The 21,137-nt window shown below is 57.0% G+C and carries 22 protein-coding genes; 14 read left to right on the top strand and 8 right to left on the bottom strand.

Features of this window, described 5'->3' with window-relative positions; genetic code table 11:
- Window positions 1–18: 18 nt before the first annotated feature.
- The 6 genes from NXC24_RS29710 to NXC24_RS29685 are packed head-to-tail and all read left to right on the top strand — an operon-like array spanning window position 19 to window position 6,256.
- Window positions 19–1,128, top strand: a complete 1,110-nt coding sequence (locus tag NXC24_RS29710; RefSeq protein ID WP_245464199.1) for a glycosyltransferase family 4 protein — start codon at window positions 19–21, stop codon at window positions 1,126–1,128.
- Window positions 1,125–2,243: a glycosyltransferase gene (locus NXC24_RS29705; protein WP_104826930.1), complete on the top strand. Its 1,119-nt coding sequence runs from the start codon at window positions 1,125–1,127 to the stop codon at window positions 2,241–2,243. The genes NXC24_RS29710 and NXC24_RS29705 overlap by 4 nt, the downstream gene beginning before the upstream one ends.
- On the top strand, window positions 2,240–3,328 hold the full coding sequence (locus NXC24_RS29700; protein WP_104826929.1) for a glycosyltransferase: 1,089 nt from the start codon (window positions 2,240–2,242) through the stop codon (window positions 3,326–3,328). The genes NXC24_RS29705 and NXC24_RS29700 overlap by 4 nt, the downstream gene beginning before the upstream one ends.
- A complete protein-coding gene (locus NXC24_RS29695) occupies window positions 3,325–4,431 on the top strand; it encodes a glycosyltransferase (protein WP_104826928.1) in 1,107 nt (368 codons plus the stop codon). The genes NXC24_RS29700 and NXC24_RS29695 overlap by 4 nt, the downstream gene beginning before the upstream one ends.
- A 20-nt stretch (window positions 4,432–4,451) precedes the next feature.
- Window positions 4,452–5,483, top strand: coding sequence for a UDP-glucuronic acid decarboxylase family protein (locus tag NXC24_RS29690; protein ID WP_104826927.1), 1,032 nt, complete (start codon window positions 4,452–4,454; stop codon window positions 5,481–5,483).
- Complete coding sequence (locus NXC24_RS29685) at window positions 5,483–6,256, top strand: TIGR04290 family methyltransferase (RefSeq protein ID WP_104827905.1); 774 nt, start codon at window positions 5,483–5,485, stop codon at window positions 6,254–6,256. Before NXC24_RS29690 ends, NXC24_RS29685 begins: the two co-directional genes overlap by 1 nt.
- A 142-nt stretch (window positions 6,257–6,398) precedes the next feature.
- On the opposite strand, the gene NXC24_RS29680 is transcribed toward NXC24_RS29685, so the two are convergent.
- The 4 genes from NXC24_RS29680 to NXC24_RS29665 all read right to left on the bottom strand — a co-directional run bounded on the left by NXC24_RS29680 (window position 6,399) and on the right by NXC24_RS29665 (window position 9,438).
- On the bottom strand, window positions 6,399–7,703 hold the full coding sequence (locus NXC24_RS29680; RefSeq protein WP_104827904.1) for an Nramp family divalent metal transporter: 1,305 nt from the start codon (window positions 7,701–7,703) through the stop codon (window positions 6,399–6,401).
- A 257-nt stretch (window positions 7,704–7,960) separates the two neighbouring features.
- Window positions 7,961–8,647 carry a DUF1236 domain-containing protein gene (locus NXC24_RS29675; protein ID WP_104826926.1) on the bottom strand — a complete coding sequence of 229 codons (687 nt, stop codon included), beginning with the start codon at window positions 8,645–8,647 and terminating at the stop codon, window positions 7,961–7,963.
- Window positions 8,648–8,677: 30 nt separating this feature from the next.
- Window positions 8,678–8,929, bottom strand: a complete 252-nt coding sequence (locus NXC24_RS29670; protein ID WP_104826925.1) for a hypothetical protein — start codon at window positions 8,927–8,929, stop codon at window positions 8,678–8,680.
- 107 nt (window positions 8,930–9,036) lie between these two features.
- Window positions 9,037–9,438 carry a DUF1236 domain-containing protein gene (locus NXC24_RS29665; protein WP_104826924.1) on the bottom strand — a complete coding sequence of 134 codons (402 nt, stop codon included), beginning with the start codon at window positions 9,436–9,438 and terminating at the stop codon, window positions 9,037–9,039.
- Window positions 9,439–10,120: 682 nt separating this feature from the next.
- On the opposite strand from NXC24_RS29665, the gene NXC24_RS29660 reads away from it, so the two are divergent.
- Window positions 10,121–10,702, top strand: coding sequence for an NUDIX hydrolase (locus tag NXC24_RS29660; protein ID WP_104826923.1), 582 nt, complete (start codon window positions 10,121–10,123; stop codon window positions 10,700–10,702).
- A 42-nt stretch (window positions 10,703–10,744) separates the two neighbouring features.
- Here the strand turns inward: NXC24_RS29660 and NXC24_RS29655 are convergent, their stop codons facing one another.
- The 4 genes from NXC24_RS29655 to NXC24_RS29640 form a co-directional block, all read right to left on the bottom strand.
- Entirely contained in the window at window positions 10,745–10,939 is a 195-nt protein-coding gene (locus tag NXC24_RS29655) for a hypothetical protein (protein ID WP_104827903.1), read from the bottom strand.
- A 70-nt stretch (window positions 10,940–11,009) separates the two neighbouring features.
- On the bottom strand, window positions 11,010–11,246 hold the full coding sequence (gene rpsU, locus NXC24_RS29650) for a 30S ribosomal protein S21 (RefSeq protein ID WP_104826922.1): 237 nt from the start codon (window positions 11,244–11,246) through the stop codon (window positions 11,010–11,012).
- A gap of 41 nt (window positions 11,247–11,287) precedes the next feature.
- Entirely contained in the window at window positions 11,288–11,440 is a 153-nt protein-coding gene (locus NXC24_RS35605) for a hypothetical protein (protein WP_199773619.1), read from the bottom strand.
- A gap of 635 nt (window positions 11,441–12,075) precedes the next feature.
- The gene (locus NXC24_RS29640; RefSeq protein WP_104826920.1) at window positions 12,076–12,261 is read right to left on the bottom strand and encodes a hypothetical protein; all 186 of its coding nucleotides are present in this window, start codon (window positions 12,259–12,261) and stop codon (window positions 12,076–12,078) included.
- 243 nt (window positions 12,262–12,504) lie between these two features.
- On the opposite strand from NXC24_RS29640, the gene NXC24_RS29635 reads away from it, so the two are divergent.
- The 7 genes from NXC24_RS29635 (at window position 12,505) to NXC24_RS29605 (ending at window position 21,137) form a co-directional block, all read left to right on the top strand.
- Window positions 12,505–13,125 (top strand): ABATE domain-containing protein, encoded by a 621-nt coding sequence (locus NXC24_RS29635; protein ID WP_104826919.1) that lies wholly within the window; start codon window positions 12,505–12,507, stop codon window positions 13,123–13,125.
- Window positions 13,126–13,467: 342 nt separating this feature from the next.
- Complete coding sequence (locus NXC24_RS29630) at window positions 13,468–14,328, top strand: alpha/beta hydrolase (RefSeq protein ID WP_104826918.1); 861 nt, start codon at window positions 13,468–13,470, stop codon at window positions 14,326–14,328.
- A 194-nt stretch (window positions 14,329–14,522) separates the two neighbouring features.
- A complete protein-coding gene (locus NXC24_RS29625; RefSeq protein ID WP_104826917.1) occupies window positions 14,523–14,729 on the top strand; it encodes a KTSC domain-containing protein in 207 nt (68 codons plus the stop codon).
- 487 nt (window positions 14,730–15,216) lie between these two features.
- Window positions 15,217–16,887 carry an EAL domain-containing protein gene (locus NXC24_RS29620; protein ID WP_104826916.1) on the top strand — a complete coding sequence of 557 codons (1,671 nt, stop codon included), beginning with the start codon at window positions 15,217–15,219 and terminating at the stop codon, window positions 16,885–16,887.
- A 274-nt stretch (window positions 16,888–17,161) separates the two neighbouring features.
- Window positions 17,162–17,605 carry a ubiquinone biosynthesis methyltransferase UbiE gene (locus NXC24_RS29615; protein ID WP_245464069.1) on the top strand — a complete coding sequence of 148 codons (444 nt, stop codon included), beginning with the start codon at window positions 17,162–17,164 and terminating at the stop codon, window positions 17,603–17,605.
- Window positions 17,602–18,780 carry a class I SAM-dependent methyltransferase gene (locus tag NXC24_RS29610; protein ID WP_104826914.1) on the top strand — a complete coding sequence of 393 codons (1,179 nt, stop codon included), beginning with the start codon at window positions 17,602–17,604 and terminating at the stop codon, window positions 18,778–18,780. The genes NXC24_RS29615 and NXC24_RS29610 overlap by 4 nt, the downstream gene beginning before the upstream one ends.
- Window positions 18,777–21,137: a SpoIIE family protein phosphatase gene (locus NXC24_RS29605; protein WP_104826913.1), complete on the top strand. Its 2,361-nt coding sequence runs from the start codon at window positions 18,777–18,779 to the stop codon at window positions 21,135–21,137. The genes NXC24_RS29610 and NXC24_RS29605 overlap by 4 nt, the downstream gene beginning before the upstream one ends.

Genomic DNA, 21,137 nt, shown 5'->3' with positions numbered 1-21,137 from the left:
AAGCCGGCCCATTCTCAAATGCAAGTCAGCCGGCCGCGCCGCATTCTGATGACCGTCGATGCCGTCGGTGGCGTCTGGCGCTATGCCATGGATCTCGCCAAGGCGCTGAGACCTTATGATGTCGAGACGGTTTTTGCCGGCCTTGGACCGCCACCATCCGCCGAGCAATCGCGGGAAGCCTGCGAGACTGGAACTTTGACCTGGCTGAACGCTCCCCTCGACTGGACGACGGAGAGTGAAGACCGGCTGAACCTCATCCCCGATCTCCTGGCCGGGCTGATCGAGGAGCATTCGATCGACTTGCTCCATCTTAATTTGCCGTCGCAGGCGGCGTGCTTGGACATCGACCTGCCGGTAGTGGTGGTTTCGCACTCCTGCGTCGTCACCTGGTTCGATAGTGTTCGCGGTTGCGATGTTCCCGTCGGTTGGCTTTGGCAGGAGCGGCGGAATAGGCTGGGTTTCGATCGTGCCGATGCCGTCATGGTGCCGAGCAGCAGCCATGCAGGCGCGCTTCGCCGCTGCTACGGGCCGATCGCCAATCTCGAAGTAGTCTATAATTCCTGCCGTTTCGAACCGCCGCCGGTGCGGAAAGAGGAGATCGTGCTGGCGGCTGGACGCTGGTGGGACGAAGGCAAGAACGGCGCCGTTCTGGATCAAGCCGCCAGCCTTTGCCGCGCGCGCGTGCTGATGGCAGGTCCGACCGAAGGACCTGCCGGCCAGCATTTCGCCATCCGCAACGCGGTCCGCCTTGGCGAGCTGCCGCATCAAGAGGTGACGGCTCTCATGGCGAAAGCCGCGATCGTGGCGTCGCCTTCCCTTTACGAACCCTTCGGCCTTGCCGCTCTTGAAGGAGCGCGCGCTGGCGCCGCGCTGGTCCTCGCCGATATTCCCACCTACCGCGAGCTTTGGAACGGCGCGGCGCTTTTTGCCAATCCGCGCCATCCCCGGTCGTTTGCCGATGCGATCGACAGGCTCGTGGACGATGGCGCCATGCGAACCGCTATTGGTGAGCTTGCACAGCGGCGCTCGGGCGAATTTTCCGCGGGCGCGCAGTGCCAAGCACTTCTGAACGTTTATGCGCGCGCCATGCAGCGTTCCGGCAGCGTAGGGCAGCGGGGGAAGCTATGAAGTTTCTTTTCTATACTCATTCACTCGTTTCGGATTGGAATCATGGCAACGCGCATTTTCTGCGTGGGATCATGCGCGACCTCATCAGGCGCGGCCACGATGCCGTTGCTCTCGAACCGGCAGGATCGTGGAGCCGTGACAATCTGTTGCGAGACCAGGGGCAGGGGGCGATCGTGGCTTTCCACCGCACCTTTCCCCGGCTGCACTCCACCTCGTATGATGAGGGTTTTGAACACGAGGCCGCGGTTGGCACGGCCGATGTCGTCATCGTACATGAATGGACCGATCCGGCGCTGGTTGCCCGCCTGGGCCGGGCGCGAGGGCAAGGTGGCAGGTTCATCCTCGTCTTTCATGATACCCATCACCGAGCCGTCTCAGCGCAAGGAGACATAGCAGCCCTTGCTCTTGAAGATTACGACATCGTCCTGACCTTCGGTGAAACATTAAGGGAGCGTTATCTCCGCGCCGGGTGGGGGCGCAATGTCTTCACCTGGCACGAGGCTGCGGACGATGCGCTCTTCAGACCCATGCCGGATGTCGAGAAGAAGGGCGACCTGATCTGGATCGGAAATTGGGGTGATGACGAGCGCAGTGCTGAGATCGCTTCGTTTCTGATCGATCCGAGCCGTCGTCTTGGACCGGATATGGTTACGACCGTCCGTGGAGTACGCTATCCGGCGCAGGCACTCGAAGCGCTCCAAGAAGCCGGCATAAATTATAGCGGCTGGATCGCCAATGCGGAGGTGCCCCGCGCTTTCGCAGAAAACCGCGTCACCATCCATATTCCGAGACGTCCTTATGTCGAGGCACTGCCGGGCATACCCACCATCCGCATGTTCGAAGCGCTCGCCTGCGGCATCCCGTTGGTATCGGCGCCGTGGAACGACACTGAAGGATTGTTTCGGGCCGGCAAGGATTTCCTCTTTGCCCGGGACGGCAATGAAATGACCCGTTTGCTGCGCGACGTTCTTTCGGATCAATCGCTTGCCGCGGATCTGGCGACGAGCGGGCTGGAAACCATCCGCACACGCCACACTTGTCGTCATCGCGTCGACGAACTGTTCGCCATTCTTTCCCGGCATGGCCTGACCGGAGAGCGGGAGGTAGCGGAATGAAGATCGCCTTCTATGGATCGAGCCTCCTCTCCGCTTATTGGAACGGCGCGGCCACATATTATCGCGGGCTGCTGCGCGCCCTTGCGGCAAGAGACTATCAGATCACGTTTTACGAGCCGGATGTCTACCAGCGGCAGCAAAATCGAGACATCGATCCGCCGGAATGGTGCAGTGTAGTGGTCTACGAGGGCACGATAGAAGCGCAGAAAAACGTCGCCGTCGACGCGGCGCTTGCGGATATCGTTATCAAGGCAAGCGGCGTCGGCTTTGAGGACGACCTGCTGCTACAGCAGGTGATGAAGGCGGCGCGCCCGGAGGCACTGAAGATATTCTGGGACGTTGATGCGCCGGCCACACTTGCCGAACTGAAGGGCTCATCAGAGCATCCGCTGCGGAGAGCGCTTGCAGGGCTCGATATGGTTCTGACCTATGGCGGCGGCGACCCCGTTGTTCAGGCCTATCGCTCCGTCGGAGCGACCAATTGCATACCGATCTACAACGCGCTCGATCCGGAAACCCATCATCCCGTCGCTGCAGATCGCCGTTTTGACGCGGATCTCGGCTTTCTCGGCAACCGGCTTCCAGATCGCGAAGCGCGGGTCGAATCTTTCTTTCTCGAGCCGGCTGCAAGCTCCCGCGATCTCCGCTTCCTTTTGGGAGGTTCGGGATGGCAGGACAAGCAGATGGCGCCGAATGTCAACTATGTCGGCCATGTCCCGACCAGGGATCACAATGCCTTCAATGTGACGCCGAAAGCCGTTCTTAATATCTCCCGCGAAAGCATGGCGCAAAACGGTTTTTCGCCCGCGACCCGAGTTTTCGAGGCCGCCGGGGCGGGCGCTTGTTTGATTACCGATCATTGGGAAGGCATCGAGCTCTTCCTGAAGCCGGGCGATGAGGTGCTGGTCGCCCGGGATGGCCGAGATGTCGGCGATATCCTGGCAGGCCTGACGGCCGAGCATGCGGCTGACATCGGCTGGAGCGCGCTTCAGAGGGTCCTTCGAGACCATACCTATGAGCATCGAGCCGTCGAAGTGGATCGCCTATTCCGGTCGCACTTCGGCAGGAAGGAAGCCGCGGAATGAGCCGGCCCCTCGATATCGTCGTCCTCGGCCTTTCGTTGTCCTCTTCCTGGGGCAATGGTCATGCCACCACTTTCCGTGCCCTTCTTAGAGGCCTGCGGGCGGAGGGTCACAAGGTCCTCTTCCTTGAACGCGATGTTCCCTGGTATGCGGCGCAGCGCGATCTACCAGATCCGGATTTCTGTGAGCTCTCATATTACCATGGAGTCGATGAGTTCATTGCGCTCTTCCGGCGCCGCCTGATCTCTGCCGATGCCGTCATCATCGGCTCCTATGTGCCGGAGGGCGCTGCGATAATCGATGCCGTCGCCGCTTTGCGGCCCCGTCTTCTATGCTTCTATGACATCGACACGCCGGTCACCCTCGCAAAGCTCGGTCGAAAGGATGAGGAATATGTCGCGGGTCGGCAGATGTCGCTGTTCGATATCTATTTTTCCTTCTCCGGGGGCGAAGTGATCGACCGGCTTGAAGCGGATTACGGCGTCGTTCAGGGCAAAGCCCTTTATTGTTCCGTCGACGCGGAGCGTTACGGAAATACGGGCGAAGTTCCCGAATGGGATCTCGGTTATCTCGGCACCTACAGTGCCGATCGCCAGCCCGCGCTCGAGAAATTGCTGATCGAGCCGGCTCGCCGGCTGCCGACCATGCGTTTCGTCGTTGCTGGCCCGCGCTATCCGGCTGAAATCGAATGGCCGGCCAATGTTGCCCGTATCGAGCACCTTCCACCGGCCGATCATCCCTCCTTTTATAGCCGGCAGCGATTCACGCTCAATGTGACGCGCGCCGATATGAGTGCGGCTGGTTGGTCGCCCAGCGTTCGCCTCTTCGAAGCCGCCGCCTGCCGCACCCCGATTATCAGCGATTTTTGGCGAGGCTTGGATGAAGTATTTCCGAAAGACAAGACCATCATCATCGCGCGTGACGCCGCCGAGGTCGTCGAAGCCTTGACCCGTCTGCCGGCCGAGAAGCGGCGGCGAATGGCGGATGCCGCCTATCAGATCGTATGCAATGGCCACACCGGTCGCGCTCGGGCAAAGCAATTGGTCTCGGCGCTCATCAACTGCCGCCAGGAAGCCGATCAATCGGCTCAAGGTATTTCAGCGTAACAGTACAAAGGAGAAATCGGATGCGGCATGGGACCAGAAAAAACATTCTCGTTGCCGGTGGTGCGGGATTTGTCGGCTCGCATCTTTGCGATGCCCTGCTTGCCGGCGGCAACAAGGTGATCTGCGTCGATAGCTATCTGACGAGTTCGCCCGACAATATCCGGCCGCTGCAGAACCATCCGGATTTCACTGTCATCGAGCAGGATATCTGCGATGCGCTGGATATCCGCGAGCCGCTCGATCAGATCTATAACCTGGCTTGCCCGGCATCTCCGCCGTTTTACCAGGCGGACCCGATCCACACCATGATGACGAGCGTTACCGGCACCGGCAATCTGCTGCGGCTTGCAGCGCGTCACGGCGCGTCGTTCCTGCAGGCGTCCACGAGCGAGGTTTACGGCGACCCGGAAGAGCATCCGCAACGGGAGGACTACTGGGGCCATGTCAATTGCATCGGACCCCGTGCCTGCTACGACGAAGGCAAGCGGGCAGCCGAGACACTTTGCTTCGACAGCCTTCGCACGGGCCAGGTGGATGCGCGCGTCGTCCGCATCTTCAACACTTACGGCCCGCGCATGCAGCCCAATGACGGACGCATCGTTTCCAATCTCATCGTACAAGCGCTGCGCAACGAGCCTTTGACCATCTATGGGGATGGGGCGCAGACGCGGTCTTTCTGCTATGTCTCCGATCTCTTCGACGGGCTGATACGGCTGATGAATGTCCAACCGAATGCCGGCTTGCCGGTCAATCTCGGCAATCCCGGCGAATTCACAATCGCCGAACTTGCGGAAATGGTTCTGCAGATGGTGCCGACGCGTTCGACGATCATTCATAAGCCGCTGCCCCCGGACGATCCACAGCGGCGCCGTCCGGATATTTCGCGGGCGAAGCAGTTGCTGCATTGGGAGCCGAAGGTTGCTCTCGCTGATGGGCTGGCGCGCACGATCGCATGGTTCAGCCAGACACTTGCCGAAAAGCCGGTCGTCGAGCGCGCAAATCGTCGGCGCATACCGATCAAAAGTTCAACGGAATTGCCGCTCGGAGCATGATGATGGCCATCGACGCGGAAGAGCGGCAAGATTTGCGCCGACGGATCGCAGAACTCGGCCCCTGGTTTCACAACCTTCGGATCGAAGGGATCGAAACCGCGCCTGACCATTTTCTCGGCGACTATCCAAGCTTCAAGTGGCGACATTTTAAGGACGTGGTGCCCGCAGATCTCAAGGGCTGTAGCGTTCTGGATATCGGCTGCAATGCAGGCTTTTATTCACTGGAGATGAAACGGCGTAACGCCGACCGCGTGGTCGCGATCGATACCGATCCGCGTTATCTCCGACAGGCGGAGTTTGTGGCCGCCCGGACGGGCGTTGATATCGAATTTCGCCAGATGTCGGTCTATGACGTCGCGGGGATCAAGGAAAAATTCGATCTCGTGATTTTCATGGGCGTCCTTTATCATCTCCGCCATCCCCTTCTTGCTTTGGACTTGCTTCGGGAGCACGTCGTCCGCGATCTCATGCTATTCCAGTGCATGCAGCGCGGCGCTGAGACGATTTCGACGCTGGAGAGCGACTACGATTTTTCCGAGCGCGGCATCTTCGACCGGCCCGATTATCCGAAGCTGTTTTTCATCGAGAACCGCTATGCGGGCGATCCGACAAACTGGTTCATACCGAACAAGGCAGCGACGGAAGCGCTGCTTCGAAGCTCGGGTTTTGCGATACTTCAAAATCCCGAGCCTGAGGTCTATCTGCTTCGATGCGGCGAGCGTGACGACGCCGTCGAAAGCCCTCCTTTCATCTACAGCCCCAATGCGGGCTGACGGAAGCGGAGTGCCCGGCCCTCATTGCGACTGGTCGAGGGCCGGTATTTTCCTTGCTCCCAAGATGACATTGCGGTTATCCCTCGATTTGCTGCCGAACAGGGTTCAAGCCCGAACATCGCGGAGTTTCGAATGTTCCTGTTTAGAGAAACCAGCTAACCACGAGCCCGATGCTCGCGGCGAAGATCGCAGCGATCGTCAGGTAGGCCATGACGTTCAATCCGCGTGAATTGACCTTGTCGCCCATGATCCTCCTGTTGTTGGTCATCAGTACGATGAGCAGCAGAAGGGGTGGGGTCGAGAAACCCTGGACGATGCCTGACCACACCAGCGCCTTCATCGGATTGAAGCCGAGAAAATTCATCGCGACGGCGATTGCCGTCACCACGGCGATTGCCGTCACCACGGCGATGATGACGTAGAATGTCGGTGCTTCACGCGCGCTCGCGTGCAGGCTACCCTTCCACCCGAACGATTGGGCGAGATCGTAAGCAGCACCGGTCGTCATTACCGGCACCGCGAGAAAGCCGACGGAAACGACACCGGCGGCAAAGAGATAACCCGCCGCGTCTCCGGCAATCGGCTTCAACGCCTCCGCCGCCTGCGCAGCCGTCTCGATGTCGGTTTGGCCATTGGCATGCAGCGTTGCGCCGGTGCAAAGAATGATGAAATACATGATCAGGTTGGAAAACGTCATGCCGATCAGTATGTCGCGACGAGAACGCCTGAGTTCGCGGTAGCTGGTGCCCTTCCGCTCGATCAAGGTCGTCTGCCCGTTTGCTATTTTCTCTTCGACTTCCTCGTTGGACTGCCAGCTATAAAGATAGGCGGAAAGCGTGGTGCCGATGATGGCGACAAGTATAGAGAGGAATTCCTTATTGAATTCGAGCGATATGATGAAAGTGCCCTTCAGCGTTGCCAGGAGATCGGGCTTTGCCATAAAGGCCGCCGCTACATAGGCGGCCAAGGTCAACGCGAGCCAGCGAAAGATATTGCGGATCAGCGTATAGGAGCCAAAGATCTGCAGAGCGAAAATAACTGCCGCAACGATCGCCACGAGGAGGGGCGCTGGCAAGGGCGCGAAGAGGCCGATCGAGGCGGCTATACCGCCAAGGTCTGCGGCGGCTTCTATCGTATTGCCGAGGACGACGCCTGTCAGGACAATCCAGAGCAGCCAACGGGGATAGAAGTCGTGGATCGCCTGGAACAGACCTCTACCCGATACTTGGCCGAGCTTCGATGAGAGATAGACGATGGTGAACATCATCGGCAGGGTGACCGGCGCTGTCCACAGGATATCCGGCCCGAAACGGGCGCCTGCGCTGGCATAGGTACCTATCGCAGAGGGGTCGTCGTCGGCCGCTCCAGAAATGAGACCCCGGCCCAAGGCGCCGCCCAGGCCAGAGTTTTCTTTGTCGTGAACATATTGGGGGGATTTCTGCTGCATCAGTCCGACCGCTCGTGCGAGCATGTCGCCGGAATTGCCGTCCATCGGAGTGGCAAAACCGATCTAGGCTGGTGTTTTGCGATTTTCACATCGGCTCTCCATTTCAGAAAGCCGAACTCGCGATGGGCTGACTGGTTCCGATGCCACTGCGGCAAGCCCGTAGGCTTTGTGTCAACTTTGCAATATTGTCGGGATGTGGCGAGAGTCATCGCTTTTGCCGGCGGCATATTCGATGACTCTCGATGTTGTTGGCCGTGTCAGGCCTCAAGGACATAGACGATCGTAAACGTATTGGGGTCGACGATTACGATGCGACCGTCGTCAAGTACGAAGAACCGGTACGACTTGTATTGCGGTATGATCTTGACGATTCGCGGCGGGAGCGGCTCAAGCCTGATCGAGTGCGGAATGCTGACACCTACGGAGACGGTCTTGATTTCCGACTCGCGTACCGGCGTGGTGTGCACTTCCTTGATCACCTGCCGCACCTGCGTTTGCTGCTCAACGGTGATGTTGGTATTGGTGGTTGAGCTCTTTGCGGTATTTTCCTGAGTGGTGTTCGTCTGGCTGCCAGTCTTCGCCGTGCCGCTTGTATCAGTGGAGGACTTGGACTGATCCGTTTCCGTCTGCGTCTTGCCTGATGTTGTCGATTGCTGGGTATCGGTGCCCGACCCGGATTTCTGGGTCGCCTCGGTCTTCGGCGTTTTGACGGTTGACTGAGTGTCGGACGATCCGGATTCCCCAGAGCTCTGCTTAGTCATCGACTTTGTGCCGGGCGTTTTTTCCGTAGTTCCCCCTTGAGTCTCACCGGATCCGCTCTTGGTGCCGGTTTTCGGGAGGACAGTTGAATCCTGTGAATCTTGAGCGGTCGCAACGGAATGAGCCACTGGAGAGAGGCTAAGAGCGGCAGACGCCAAGAGAATGTAGAACAGATTGCGAGTCATCTTGAATTCCTTCTGGTACGCTGATGCCAATCAACGGCAAAAGCGCTGTTGCTTCATGATGAGCCGACCATGATGATGTGTTTCCACGGTCCTGCTCACGCAATGGACATGATGGTGGCGGACATCGCCTCGGACGTGATACGTCGATCCGGAGTGATAGCCCTCGTCGTAATAGCCTGAGCTATCGTTGGTGGTGATCGCAACCGGCCGGGCGTGGGTCGGAACTGCCATCGTTGTCAAGGCGCCCAATCCGAGCGCGCATGCGATAAGAAGTGTCTTCATTCGTTCTCCATTCCGGGCGCATGCCGGCCGCGGCGCCAGAGGTGCCGTGGTTCTGCGTTTTACTGGTGAGGAATAATGGGAGAGCCGTTAGGCTCTCCACTGGTCGATCATCGGTCAAGCACTTGGATCACTTTTCGCGACGAAGGCTCAACGATCACACGCTCGTGGTTGACCACCGCATAGGCGTATTTCGGATTTTCCGGAATCGTTCTTATTTTGACGGTTCTCGGCAGCGGCTGGCCAATTACGACCTTCTCCTTAACGACAACCGTGTCCTCGGGCATCGGCTGCTCCTGCACATAGGTGACCACCCTCTGTGGCGGCGGATCGATAGCGGTGCCGACAATAGCGCCTGCAACACCACCGACAGCAGCCCCTACAGGACCGCCCACGATGGCACCGGTGACTGCCCCGCCTGCTGCGCCGTTAACGGTTGACGACTGCGCGAAAGCATACCCGCTCGCTAATGCAAGGGAGAGGGCTGCTACACTGAACACTTTGGTTTTCATCAGATTCTCCTTTGTCTTTCCTACTTGTCCGCGGGTAACGGAGCTTTCGGTAGAACAACTGAAAACCTTGTCTGTTCCTGTTTTGAGGCTTCAGTCGGGGCGCTGTCAGACCTTGGTCCCGGGGGGGGTCGGACTAAGGTCGCAACAAAGCCCCCCGCTATCGTAGCTTGTATGCGGCAAGTGAGCTTTCCTGGAAACAGCCGGTCGCGGGCATCCCCATCAACGACCACAAGCCATCGATTTGGAGCATCATTTTGGCTCCATAATGGGGATCAGCAAAAGCGCTCGCTAGATGCAGCTTTGCCGATGTGGATGCCATGCTACCGAAGGGATCTAATAAGGATGTGACGTTCGCCAGCTGCCCTCTTTGTCACGGGATCCTACGCTGAGCATTTGGATCGGATCGTGGTTGCGCGGCTGGCATGGCACATGGCTGTCGGGAACAAATGTTTTCAGCGGCAGTTGGAATGCCCGGCGAGGTGGTCATCCTTGCTAAAGGTGTCGCATCCCGTATGCGGCCGCCATGTAGGCCCGCCGTTAGTGACTGTTCGCCTCTGCCAACGGCAGGTTGTAGCGTTGGCCTCGCGATGGGCTTCTTCATCTACTTCACAGGGATGCGGCCAGTCGTTAAGCCCGATTCAGAGATGCAAACGCCCGTTTAGTTAGGAATTTGGCGGGACCCATGAACCAGAACGAACCCCATCTTGCACGCCTCGCAGCATATGCGGAAACAATGATGAATGGCGAGATGGCCGAGCAGTTCGGCGCGATCTGTTCTCGCACCGGCGCCGACGGAACTATCGAAGTTCTCCTCATCACCACACGCGAAACTCATCGTTGGACCATCCCGAAGGGTTGGCCGATCAAGGGTTTGAAACCGAACAAGGTGGCGGAGCGCGAGGCTTGGGAAGAGGCCGGTGTCAAAGGCAAGGCCGAGAAAAAGCCCTTTGGCTACTACACATATCTAAAGGTTTTCGATTCAGAAAATGTTATGCCGTCGATGGTCGAAGTTCATCGTCTCCAAGTCAAGAAAGTATGCGCCAAATTTCCGGAGCGCAAAGAGCGTACCTTAGAATGGTTGTCGCCTTCGGAAGCTGCCACGAGAGTGCAGGAGCCTGAGTTGAAGAGCCTGCTTGCTCGGCTGACGGAATCTCCTGCGCAGACGCCGTGGCAGAAGAAATTGGGGCGAGAAAAGAGATCCTTGATCCCACCGTCACTGTCAGGTGAAGCATTTGGGAAGGCGGAACGCCAAAGGGCGACTTGATTGTTCCGATCTATTGCTGCCGCCGCATTCCCAGGCCGACGGTCAGTGGACGCTCGGGATCTTTGTGGCCGCGGCGAAATCCTCGGCCGCCAATTCGCTGATTGCGATCAACACCTCCGCAGGCGAGAAGCCGGAGCCGATCGTTCGTTCGATCAGGTCTTGCAAGTCGGGCTCAATGACATCGCGGCAATCTTCAAGCCGTTCTTCGGAAACGGTCACGCTATACAATTTGTCCATCATTCAACCGTTCGTTCAGCCGCGAGCCGCCGCATTGAAGGGCGGCCCGGGCGGGTATTTCTCTATCGTGCTATCGTGCCGATGATCTTCGTTTGGATGCGGCAAGAAGACCTTCTCGCTGCATCTTCTTGCGAGCGGCCTTGCGATACCGGCTGACCGCCTGTGCCTTTTCACGGATACGGCGCTCAGAGGGCTTTTCGTAAGCCCGTCGTTCCTTCATCTCCCGGAACAGCCCTTCGCGTTGCATCTTTCTTTTCAACGCCCTAAGCGCCTGCTCGACGTTATTGTCTCGGACCAGAACCTGCATTCTGTTCTCCTTGTTGATGCGGTTGATTAAATGGTTGCCGCTCAGCCGAGCTGATCGGCGATCAATTCCTGCAGTTCTCGACGTGTGAGAAGGCAGGGATACGGTTTCCAGTTCTTGTCGGGCCGATTAACGGCCACATCGCGCTCGCGCGGCTTCACCGCCGCGGGCGCGGCAACGATGTTCGGTTTGTTCAATAGAAATCCTCCGCCGGCCGTTTGGCCAGCGTAATCGATAAGAAATAGCAGGAATGCCCATTACGCAAATGAGCGGCGTTGGCTGCGAACGAATGCTCTTGCCGTGGTTCCGGCGAAGCATTTGGCGCGATACACACGGCTTCGCAGCCCTCACGGCTCTAAATGGGTAGTAGGCTAAGCCTTTGCAAGGTGGAGATGGCGCCTCAGCCCGCCTCGATCTCCGGTCTGTCCCGAGCTCCGCCTCCCGGCTGCGCCTAAGGCCTCATTGCCTCCAACTCCTTTTGGAGCCGGTTCCGTTCGGCAACATGCATCTGTTGCAATTCCTCGAAGGTCGATAGCAGCCGACGCGCTTGCGAGGTGTCATGTTGGCCTTGCATAAGTTCGAAAATGATTTGCTTTTGCCGAGTGATATGTCTGCGGCCTTGAGCCACGTGCTGCTTTGCCAATTTTAGATGCTGTTCTACGAGTTGCTTGTCCATGCACAATTGTACGCCTCGGATGATGTGAATGCATCTGCTTCCTCGCTGACGGACGTAATGGCGAGCAGTCACGCCAAGCGCCGAATGCAGCATAGAGACCGCGGGCACGTAGCGCGGCTGTCTCAAACGCGAAGCCGGACGCCGCCGGCAGAAACCTTAGCGCCACCGAGGTTGTTTCGGCGGTGCGTTGGCATGTAGCTCGTGCAGCGGAGCATGCCGGCCCAGCAGCTTGACCAGTTTCTTGGTTTCGGCTGCGTCAACGCCGTGTTTCTTGCAATGTTGTTCCACATCCAGCTCGCGCGGGCCGGGTCTTTTGACTTGTCGGTTTTGCATACTCTTCATGGGACACTCCTCCTGGCCAAGAAACGCTCCCAGTATGCTCATGGTTCATTAGTTATTTCTAAATCGGATGAGGTTCGATCCGTGCAGTTCCGCGCGACCTGCTTCATGTCCTTGGATCGAACGATGAAATAATAACCATTTTACTAGATTTTAGGGGGTTATTAGGCTATCTGAAAGTAGCGACGCCTGTGAAGGCTGAGCGGAGCGATCATAGCATGAAATAAGCTTCAAGTGAGGTAGGTCATGGCCGAACGCAATCCACCAGCAATCTTCGTCGGGGACGCCGCTGGTCTTGATTTTCTAAATTCTTTGGCAACCCCGGTCGACAGGCCTTTCGAATGGCTCAACGACGGAGAGGGGTTCATCCAGTGGCTTCGCGAGGCGGGTCTCGTTCCGGAGCGCAGATTGCAGTCCATTGCCAGGAACGCCATGCCCGGAGAACTCGACTCGCTGGCGGCGCAGGCGCGTTCGTTGCGCGAATGGTTCCGAGAATTCGTCAGGGAGCACAAGGGAAGGCCTCTCGATGCCAGCGCGCTCGAGCAGCTCGAACCATTAAACCGCCTGCTGTCGCGGGACGAACAATTTCGCCAAATCGTCATCGCGGAAGAGGAGAAGGGGACGAGCGGATTGCGCTGGAGGACGGAACGTCAGTGGAAATCGCCAGACGCTCTTTTATCCCCGATTGCGGAAGCGATGGGTGAACTTGTTTGCATCGAGGAATTCTCGGATGTCAAAGCGTGTGAAGGTCAGAACTGCACGCTTCTTTTCATCGATCGCACGCGCGGCAAGAAGCGCCGGTGGTGCAGCATGGCGGTTTGCGGTAACCGCGCGAAACAGGCCGCCCACCGCGCCCGAGCCAATTGATAGAAAAATGGCCGCCAAGATGCATGGGGTGCCCATAGGGGTTCCCGACGGCTGCAGAAAATAGACGCCGGCCATAACGCTCATAGTCATCTCGCTTCGCTGAAATAACCAATACAGGCCCATTAAAGAGGTCGCCCGATTCTGCGAGCCAAGACAACAATTCGATTTCCAAATCATTGACTTAGCTTTCCGAGATCGAAACAGATTTCAGGGCAGCAGTCTGCAACGCTGTGCCGTATCGGCGTGCGATTTTAATGTAACCTTTATAAACGCACTTGACTGGTTACTAGCTTGGTGTAACCATGTTAACGTCATCAATCAGGTTACCAAAGGAATGGTTCCATGACGAAGGTGCACTATCGGAAGGTGGATGTGGATGGGCTCGGCGTCTATTACAGGGAGGCGGGTGATCGAAAGAACCCCACACTTCTCCTGCTGCACGGGTTTCCAAGTTCCGGTCATATGTTTCGCGACCTGATCCCAGCTCTGGCCGCGGATTTTCATCTGGTGGCTCCCGATTTGCCGGGCTTCGGCCAGACCGATCTGCCGCCGCGTTCCGCGTTCTCCTACTCGTTCGACAATGTCGCCAAGGTGATTGATCGCTTTACGGAGGTGATCGGGCTGAAGCGGTTCGCGATCTATGTGTTCGACTACGGCGCGCCGACCGGCTTCAGGCTGGCGATCTGGCACCCGGATCGGATTACGGGGATCATTTCGCAGAACGGCAATGCCTATGAAGTGGGATTGAGCGAAGGCTGGAACCCGATCAGGGCTTACTGGAACGATCCGTCTCCTGCCAATCGCGATGCGTTGAGATCGTTCCTCCAGCCGGAGGCGACGGTATGGCAATATACCCATGGCGTGACGGATACGACGCTGATTTCGCCGGACGGTTATTCCCTCGACAATCACTACCTCGCACGTGAAGGGGCGACCGACGCCCAACTCGACCTCTTCGGCGACTACAAGAGCAATGTCGCTCTTTATCCGGAATTCCAAGCGTATTTCAGGAAGCACCAGCCGAAGTTCCTGGCCGTCTGGGGCAAGAACGATCCGTTCTTCCTGCCGCCAGGCGCGGAAGCGTTCAAGCGAGATATTCCAAGCGCGGACATCAGATTTTTCGACACGGGCCACTTCGCCCTTGAAACGCATTGCGAGGAGATCGCAGCCGCGATCAAGGATGTCTTTTCAGGTGTCGAGTGAGTTTATGACGAGGGCCTGGGTAACCGGGCCCCGGCCTCGCTGTATGATCAACCGCTGTGCCGGGCTGGTACAATTAGCCTTTCCCCGTGAGGTATTCCGGAGGGTTGCGCCAAAGCGCTACGTTTTCTTAACTAGTTCACTTCATTCGATATTTTGATTTTCATGGCACAACCGCGTCGAAGGCGAGGTGACCTATGAAAGAACTTCCAGTTTCATCGCGGATTATTAAATCCGTTTTTTTCCATCCAGACGATGGCCGTCTTTATATTCGCTTCAAGAACGGCGAGGAGCGTCTCTTTACCGGCGTTCCAGAAGAGGCTGCCCAGGCCATGGTAGAGGCTTCCTCGCCCGGCCAGCACTACATCGAACGTATCCGTACTCGCTTCGAACGCGTTGCTTGAAGGGGGTCCAAGCAAGCCGCAGAGCGGTTTCTCATTCGGAATAGCGAAAGACCAAAAAAGTGGAGCGGTTCGGCTATTTGAAAAGCCGAACCGCTTTCGGCGTTCGAGGATGTCAGATAGGCTATCATGAGGGTATCATTCCCGTGGAAAATTGCGCGAAAAGCGCGTTATTTCGAAGGTGTAACCCATGCCTGTTCTTGTGGTCGCCTGCAATTTTTGATTGAACATTTGACAGGACTAACTTCATTAGCATAATGTAAATGACTGCTGGACGCAGTGTTCCCAACGAGGGGAGCGTCGTCGGAATCAATCAGGCGTGGGGCTTAAATTCGGCAATTGTTAAATTATTTATGCGTAATATTTGAAACATAACCATTTGATACTTGTTGAATGGCAAGTGTCGGCTCGGTCCGTTAGATCCCAAGACGACAGGAGATTGAAAGCGATTACGAAGCCTGAAAGTTCCCAGGACAGGACGGAGACCGGAATGGCAGCCAGTAGCGTCATTAAGTTTGACATTCCTTTGCCGGTCAGCAGCGCACCCGACGTGCTTTTCTCGTTTTACGACTGCGATTTGAATCTCATTATGTCGTCCGAGAGGTTCCGGGCGTTCTACGGCGACGAAAAGACCTCTCAGGCCACGCTTTTCGGAATATACCCGGAGCTGGATGATCCCAGCATGGACATGTTCACCGAACAGGCGGGCAATACCGGATGGCTGCGGAATGTGCAGTTCCAAAGAGCAGGCGAGGCGCTATGCGATCTTATCATATTCCGGCCTGCCAATGGTTTCGCAGTTGTTGAGACGAGGAATCCGCTTCGTCAGGAGCCGTCCCCTGACGAAGCGGACCGGGCGTTTCTGCTGCATGAAGCCAATCACGATGCTTTGACCGGCCTGCCGAACCGGCGGCAGTTCGGTGCGCGCCTGCACGAGGCTTTATCAGGCGGAAAGAGCGGCATCGCATTGATGCAGCTCGACCTCGATGAGTTCAAGCCGATCAACGACACTCTGGGTCATGCCGCCGGCGATATCGTCTTGCAGCAGACCGCCGAGCGGATACGCAACGTTCTTGGACCGGGAGAGACCGCATACCGGCTGGCGGGCGATGAGTTTGCCGTAATTCAGCTCCGCAAGGGCCAGCCGGCAGAGGCGGAGCGACTGGCTGATGCGTTGGTGAACGCTTTTAAGAAGCCGTTCCTGGTGAATGGGATCGCAGTGTTTTCAGGCGCAAGTATTGGCGTAGCGCTTGCCCCGCGGGATGGCAATGAGGAGGACCAGCTCATGCGTGCCGCCGATATTGCTCTTTACGCTGCAAAAAGTGAGGGAAGAGGCCGGGCACGCACTTTTGAGCCGGCCATGATGATGGTTCTGGAGCAGCGGGAATTGCTGAGGCGAAGCCTGCGCGTGGCGCTGCAGCATGGCGAATTTTTTATCGAATATCAGCCGCTGGTGGATTGTTCTGGATCCGTCGCCGGTTTCGAAGCTTTGTTGCGGTGGCATCATCCGATGATGGGTATCATCCCACCCTCCGCATTCATCCCAATGGCGGAAGCCGATGGAATGATGCCGGAAATTGGCCAATGGGTCTTGGAAGAAGCCTGCCGGCAGGCAATGACGTGGCCGCCGCACTGCATGGTCGCGGTTAATCTCTCGCCCGCCGAATTCTTGACCGGAGGCTTCACCGACCGGGTATCGCAGACGCTCGACACGATCGGATTTTCGGCTGAACGTCTTGAGCTCGAAATCACCGAAGGTGTTTTGCTCGAGCGCACGATCAACAATCTCGATACGTTGAATACCCTCAATGTCCTTGGTATTCAGATCTCGCTCGATGACTTCGGTACCGAATATTCCTCCCTGAGCTATCTGAAGAACTTCCCCTTCGATTCCATAAAGATCGACAAGTACTTCATAAAGGATCTGACGAACGACGATAAAAGCCAGACGATCGTTCGCTTTATCATCGCGTTGGCGCATGGGCTGGGCATGAAGGTCACAGCCGAAGGCGTGGAAGACCAAGCTCAAGCCGAATGGCTCATTGCCGCCGGCTGCGACCGTTTGCAGGGATATTTCCTTGGTCGACCTCTGCCTGCATCGTCCGTCCTGGAGTTCCTCCAGCGTAACGATACGGCAAAGTGGCAAAGTCAGGAAAAATAGGTGGTGGGAAGTTGACGGGACGCTTCGGACCTGTTCCGTGGGTAGTCGCGAATATTGGAGTATCTTCTTTCATAAGATGCTCTAGAACAATTCCAGGAAAACTGCACATTTCCGCCCGGAATTGTGAGACCATGAAAATAGAGCGGTTTTGTGCATCCATGAGAAGCTGACCGTTCCAGGCGATAGGGGATCGGCATTGAGCGAGCAAAGCGCAGGCCGCACTGCATTACCATTTCATCCGATGCTTGAGCTGGAAATGGAAATGGAAGTTTTCATGTCCGATTGGCTCCACTGCAATCAGCTCTCAAACTACGTTGCGCGCATGGTGAGCCACGACCGAGGCGATCCGGTCCGCCACGCCAATTTGCTTTCATCCGCGCTCAACGAGCTGTTTGAAATCTCGTTTCGCTCCGGCTGCGCTTCGGGGCGGCTTCACTGCAATGTTTCCCGAGGGGATGGCTCGGAGCGGATTGCTCTGACCTTTCCCTGTGCCCCCGCACAACAACACCGGTACCGTGACGCAAGCGCAAGGGCGAAGGGAGGCGGCGCTCTGCAAAGATATCTCGACGCACTCGCCGATGAAAGCTCAGTCTCGGAAGAGGACGTCATTCTGCTCGGCTTGGCGATCAACTATGACGCATCGCTATCGCTGCAACAGGTGGAAGATCGAGCTCTCACTGTGGTCGTGGACATTCCAGTGGAGGGACTACTGAATTGAGCTCCCACGAACCGGTTCCGCTGTTTTCGGCTCAGTTCGATCTAAACAGCCAGGAGTTTTCACTTTCAGGCATCCTGCGGCCGTTATCACCCGTAGACATCGCCGATACCACCGCCTTACTCGAAAAGAGCATCAATCAAGTCAGAGGCGTCTTCTACATAAATGTCAAACGCCTCATTCATATGAATGCGATGGCGTATAACGCTTTGGCGCGGCTTCTGGTCAATGCGAGCCGGACACGGCGGGACATTCGTTTCGTGGTGGTGACATCCAGTGTTGTTGGATGGGCGACAAGGACATTCCGTCATCTGCATGCGATCGAACCGAAGATTGCCGTAGAGGCGTATGATTCCGCCTTTTATCCGGGCCAGACCTTTGTCGAAGACCAGAGTTTCATCCCCATCCTGCGGACGCAGACGAAAATGACCTGGCGCCACGAACGCGAGATCTTACCGCGTCACGGCATGCGCGCCGGCATTGCGATGGCAGATATCTGCTGTGGGATCGGTGATTTCGCCGTATTGGCCCATAAGGAATTCAAACCGGCGAGGATCGTGGCGCTCGATCATTCGATGGCCAGTCTCGAATACGCGCGCAAGGTTGCTGCCGATTTCGATATTCGCGATATCGAATATACCTATGGCGATGCATCACAGATGCTGCTCGAAGACAATCAGTTCGATCTGGTGACCTGTCGCCATTCGCTGCAAATTTTCAATCGGCCCGATCTATTGCTCAAGGAACTCTACCGCATCTGCAAGCCGGGCGGCCGCGTATACATCACCAACGAAAAAAACTCTCATTGTCTTGGCGAGCCGCGGGCGGCAAGCATACAATGGACCTACAATGAGGTGGCGACGCTGTTCGCCCATTTTGATATGGATGTCGAAATGGGCCCTAAAAGCCGCCGCCTGCTGTTGGATGCGGGCTTCGAGGCCATCGAGATGGAAAACTTCATGGTCAGCAACCTCGATGGCGATCCCCAGGATTTCGCCGATGTTATCACCGCCTGGGAAAATGTTTATGCCGGCGAAATGTCGGTTCGCCGGGGTGATACGCCGGAATTCATCAAGCGTTTCCGCCAAGGCTTCCAGGATCACATCTTCGCCGCCCTTCATCCGAAGGGTTATGCCGGCTGGCCTATCTGGGCCGCCTCGGGGCGGAAGCCGCTATGAGCAGAAAAACTGGCCGATTTTTCTTTCCCGGCATCCGGTCGTTTCGCGCGAAATTTGTCCTCGTGGTCGGCGGAGCCGTCCTTTTTGACCTTCTCGTCAGCGGCGGATTGGCCCTGTGGAACGTGCAGCGATTGTCCCGCGACGCGACGTCCGAAGTGGGCCAGGGGCTTGAACGTGCGAGCCAGGATTATATTCGATCCTATGCGGACTCGACGGCTGCCCGCGTGGGGCTGCTTCTCAATCAGGTGCATTCCGATGTCAAAACGCTCGCGGGCGTTCTCCAGTCGCAGATAGATCATCCCAACCGAAACAATGCGGTCGGCGAGGCGCTGGCGCAATCCGAACCTGGCGCCATCAAGCTCACTTACGATCCAAAGGGTCGGTGGGCGCAGAATCTTCCCGGTACGCCGTCCGTAATCAGCGTCTGGGGCTACCTGCTCGACCAAAATCATCAACCGCTGCCTGCGGTGCAAAAGGATATCGAGACCAGCACGGTTGTCGATCTCGTCGCGCCGAACCTGCTGAAGAGCGGCTACTCCAAGCTGCAGATGTATTACATCGGACCCAAAGAGCGGCCGATCTTCAGGACGGTGCCTTATACCGACCAGGCGCAGACCTTTGACAAGCTATATCCGGGCCACAACGATGCCAATTTCTGGGATTTCTTCTTTCCAGGCATCTATGAATCCTGGCAACAATGGGCACGTGAGCCGGGCTCGCGTCCTGTCGCGGACGATATCACGCAAACCGCACCCTATACCGACGCCATCACGGGTAAGCTGATCGTCAGCTTCTTCAATCCTCTCTGGTCTTCCGACCGCAAGGAAGTTGCCGGCATCGCCGGCGCCGATATCACGCTGGATCAACTGGCCGGTATCGTCGAAAGCGTGAAGGTTGCCGACACCGGCTTTGGCTTCCTGACGATGTCGAACGGCAATGTCGTCGCCATCAACCACGCAGGCGAAAAGACCATTGGCTTGCGCTCTTCGAGCGAGACTGGCGACAAGGGCGTGACCGGCCTTGATCGTTCCTTCCGCAACAGCACGCAAAAGGCGCTGGCAACGCTCCCCTTGGACCGTGACGGCGTCATTCAGCATATTATGTTTGACGAGCAGGGGGAGAAGATTCCGTATCTGGTTGTCGTCAAGCAAATAGCGCCGACCAACCTTTGGGTTTCCGGTCCCATTCAAAAGGAAGCGATGTCGCTCGGAATTGTGGTGCCGGAGCGGGAGATTTATGCCTCGCTTTTTGCTGCGCAGGACGAAATATCGCGAGCGACAAACCGCATCCTTATTTACCAGATCCTGGCGATCTCCATATCGCTGATGATTGTCATCGGGGCGGTATTTGCGGTTTCCAAGCGCATTACCAGCGGTATCAGCGCGCTCGCAGGCGCGGCGCGGCGCATTCAGGCGAAAGACTATTCGGTCAGGGTTGATATCCCGTCGCAAGACGAAGTGGGTCAGGCGGGCGTTGCATTCAACCGCATGGCGGAAGAGATAAGCTTCCACACGGAAAATTTGGAATCGCTGGTGGAGGAAAGAACCAAGGAAATTGCCGAGGCGAAAGAGGAAATTTCGGCGCTGAACACGCAATTGAAGAGCGAGAACGTGCGGCTTGGCGCCGAGCTGGCCGTCGCCCAGCGCATACAGCTCATGGTCCTGCCGCGCCAAAACGAACTTGCGGCCATCGAGCAGTTGGAGATCGCCGCCTTTATGCGCCCCGCCGACGAGGTCGGCGGCGACTATTATGACATCCTGCAGGACGGAAAAAGGCTGAAGATCGGAATAGGGGACGTCACCGGTCATGGCCTTGAAAGCGGCGTGCTCATGCTGATGGTTCAGTCCGTCGCACGCGCCTTGCAGGAGGCCGGGGAGACCGATCCGACGAAGTTCCTGACCGATCTCAACCGCACGATTTACAAGAACATCGAGCGAACGAAGACCGACAAACATTTGACCCTCGCCTTTCTCGACTATGACGGGGAGCGGCTGACGCTTTCCGGCCAACACGAGGATCTGATTGTCGTGAGACAAGGTGGAGAGGTCGAGCGGATAGAAACAGGCGACCTCGGGCTTCCCGTGGGGCTCGATTCGGATATTTCCGAATTTGTCGATACCAGAGAAGTCGCCTTTGGCCGTGGCGACATCATCGTTCTGCATACCGATGGGGTCACGGAGGCTGAGAACCGAAACGGCGAACTATATGGAATTGAACGGCTTTGTGAATCGGCCCGCGATCTTTATGGCGGCAGTGCCCAGGACGTAATGAACGGTATTCTAGAAAACCTCATGACTTATATCGGGTCGCAAAAGATTCACGACGATATAACACTGGTTGTAATGAGACATAGGTGA

The organism is Rhizobium sp. NXC24 (genome assembly GCF_002944315.1).
Taxonomy (GTDB): domain Bacteria; phylum Pseudomonadota; class Alphaproteobacteria; order Rhizobiales; family Rhizobiaceae; genus Rhizobium.
Note: the sequence above shows the minus strand (reverse complement) of the source record. Positions and strands in the feature narration are given on the sequence as shown.

Bases quoted from the DNA above. Each gene is read 5' to 3' on its own strand.
- NXC24_RS29710 (WP_245464199.1), top strand. From the start codon at position 19: ATGCAAGTCAGCCGGCCGCGCCGCATTCTGATGACCGTCGATGCCGTC.
- NXC24_RS29705 (WP_104826930.1), top strand. From the start codon at position 1,125: ATGAAGTTTCTTTTCTATACTCATTCACTCGTTTCGGATTGGAATCAT.
- NXC24_RS29700 (WP_104826929.1), top strand. From the start codon at position 2,240: ATGAAGATCGCCTTCTATGGATCGAGCCTCCTCTCCGCTTATTGGAAC.
- NXC24_RS29695 (WP_104826928.1), top strand. From the start codon at position 3,325: ATGAGCCGGCCCCTCGATATCGTCGTCCTCGGCCTTTCGTTGTCCTCT.
- NXC24_RS29690 (WP_104826927.1), top strand. From the start codon at position 4,452: ATGCGGCATGGGACCAGAAAAAACATTCTCGTTGCCGGTGGTGCGGGA.
- NXC24_RS29685 (WP_104827905.1), top strand. From the start codon at position 5,483: ATGATGGCCATCGACGCGGAAGAGCGGCAAGATTTGCGCCGACGGATC.
- NXC24_RS29680 (WP_104827904.1), bottom strand. From the start codon at position 7,703: ATGCAGCAGAAATCCCCCCAATATGTTCACGACAAAGAAAACTCTGGC.
- NXC24_RS29675 (WP_104826926.1), bottom strand. From the start codon at position 8,647: ATGACTCGCAATCTGTTCTACATTCTCTTGGCGTCTGCCGCTCTTAGC.
- NXC24_RS29670 (WP_104826925.1), bottom strand. From the start codon at position 8,929: ATGAAGACACTTCTTATCGCATGCGCGCTCGGATTGGGCGCCTTGACA.
- NXC24_RS29665 (WP_104826924.1), bottom strand. From the start codon at position 9,438: ATGAAAACCAAAGTGTTCAGTGTAGCAGCCCTCTCCCTTGCATTAGCG.
- NXC24_RS29660 (WP_104826923.1), top strand. From the start codon at position 10,121: ATGAACCAGAACGAACCCCATCTTGCACGCCTCGCAGCATATGCGGAA.
- NXC24_RS29655 (WP_104827903.1), bottom strand. From the start codon at position 10,939: ATGGACAAATTGTATAGCGTGACCGTTTCCGAAGAACGGCTTGAAGAT.
- rpsU (WP_104826922.1), bottom strand. From the start codon at position 11,246: ATGCAGGTTCTGGTCCGAGACAATAACGTCGAGCAGGCGCTTAGGGCG.
- NXC24_RS29640 (WP_104826920.1), bottom strand. From the start codon at position 12,261: ATGAAGAGTATGCAAAACCGACAAGTCAAAAGACCCGGCCCGCGCGAG.
- NXC24_RS29635 (WP_104826919.1), top strand. From the start codon at position 12,505: ATGGCCGAACGCAATCCACCAGCAATCTTCGTCGGGGACGCCGCTGGT.
- NXC24_RS29630 (WP_104826918.1), top strand. From the start codon at position 13,468: ATGACGAAGGTGCACTATCGGAAGGTGGATGTGGATGGGCTCGGCGTC.
- NXC24_RS29625 (WP_104826917.1), top strand. From the start codon at position 14,523: ATGAAAGAACTTCCAGTTTCATCGCGGATTATTAAATCCGTTTTTTTC.
- NXC24_RS29620 (WP_104826916.1), top strand. From the start codon at position 15,217: ATGGCAGCCAGTAGCGTCATTAAGTTTGACATTCCTTTGCCGGTCAGC.
- NXC24_RS29615 (WP_245464069.1), top strand. From the start codon at position 17,162: ATGTCCGATTGGCTCCACTGCAATCAGCTCTCAAACTACGTTGCGCGC.
- NXC24_RS29605 (WP_104826913.1), top strand. From the start codon at position 18,777: ATGAGCAGAAAAACTGGCCGATTTTTCTTTCCCGGCATCCGGTCGTTT.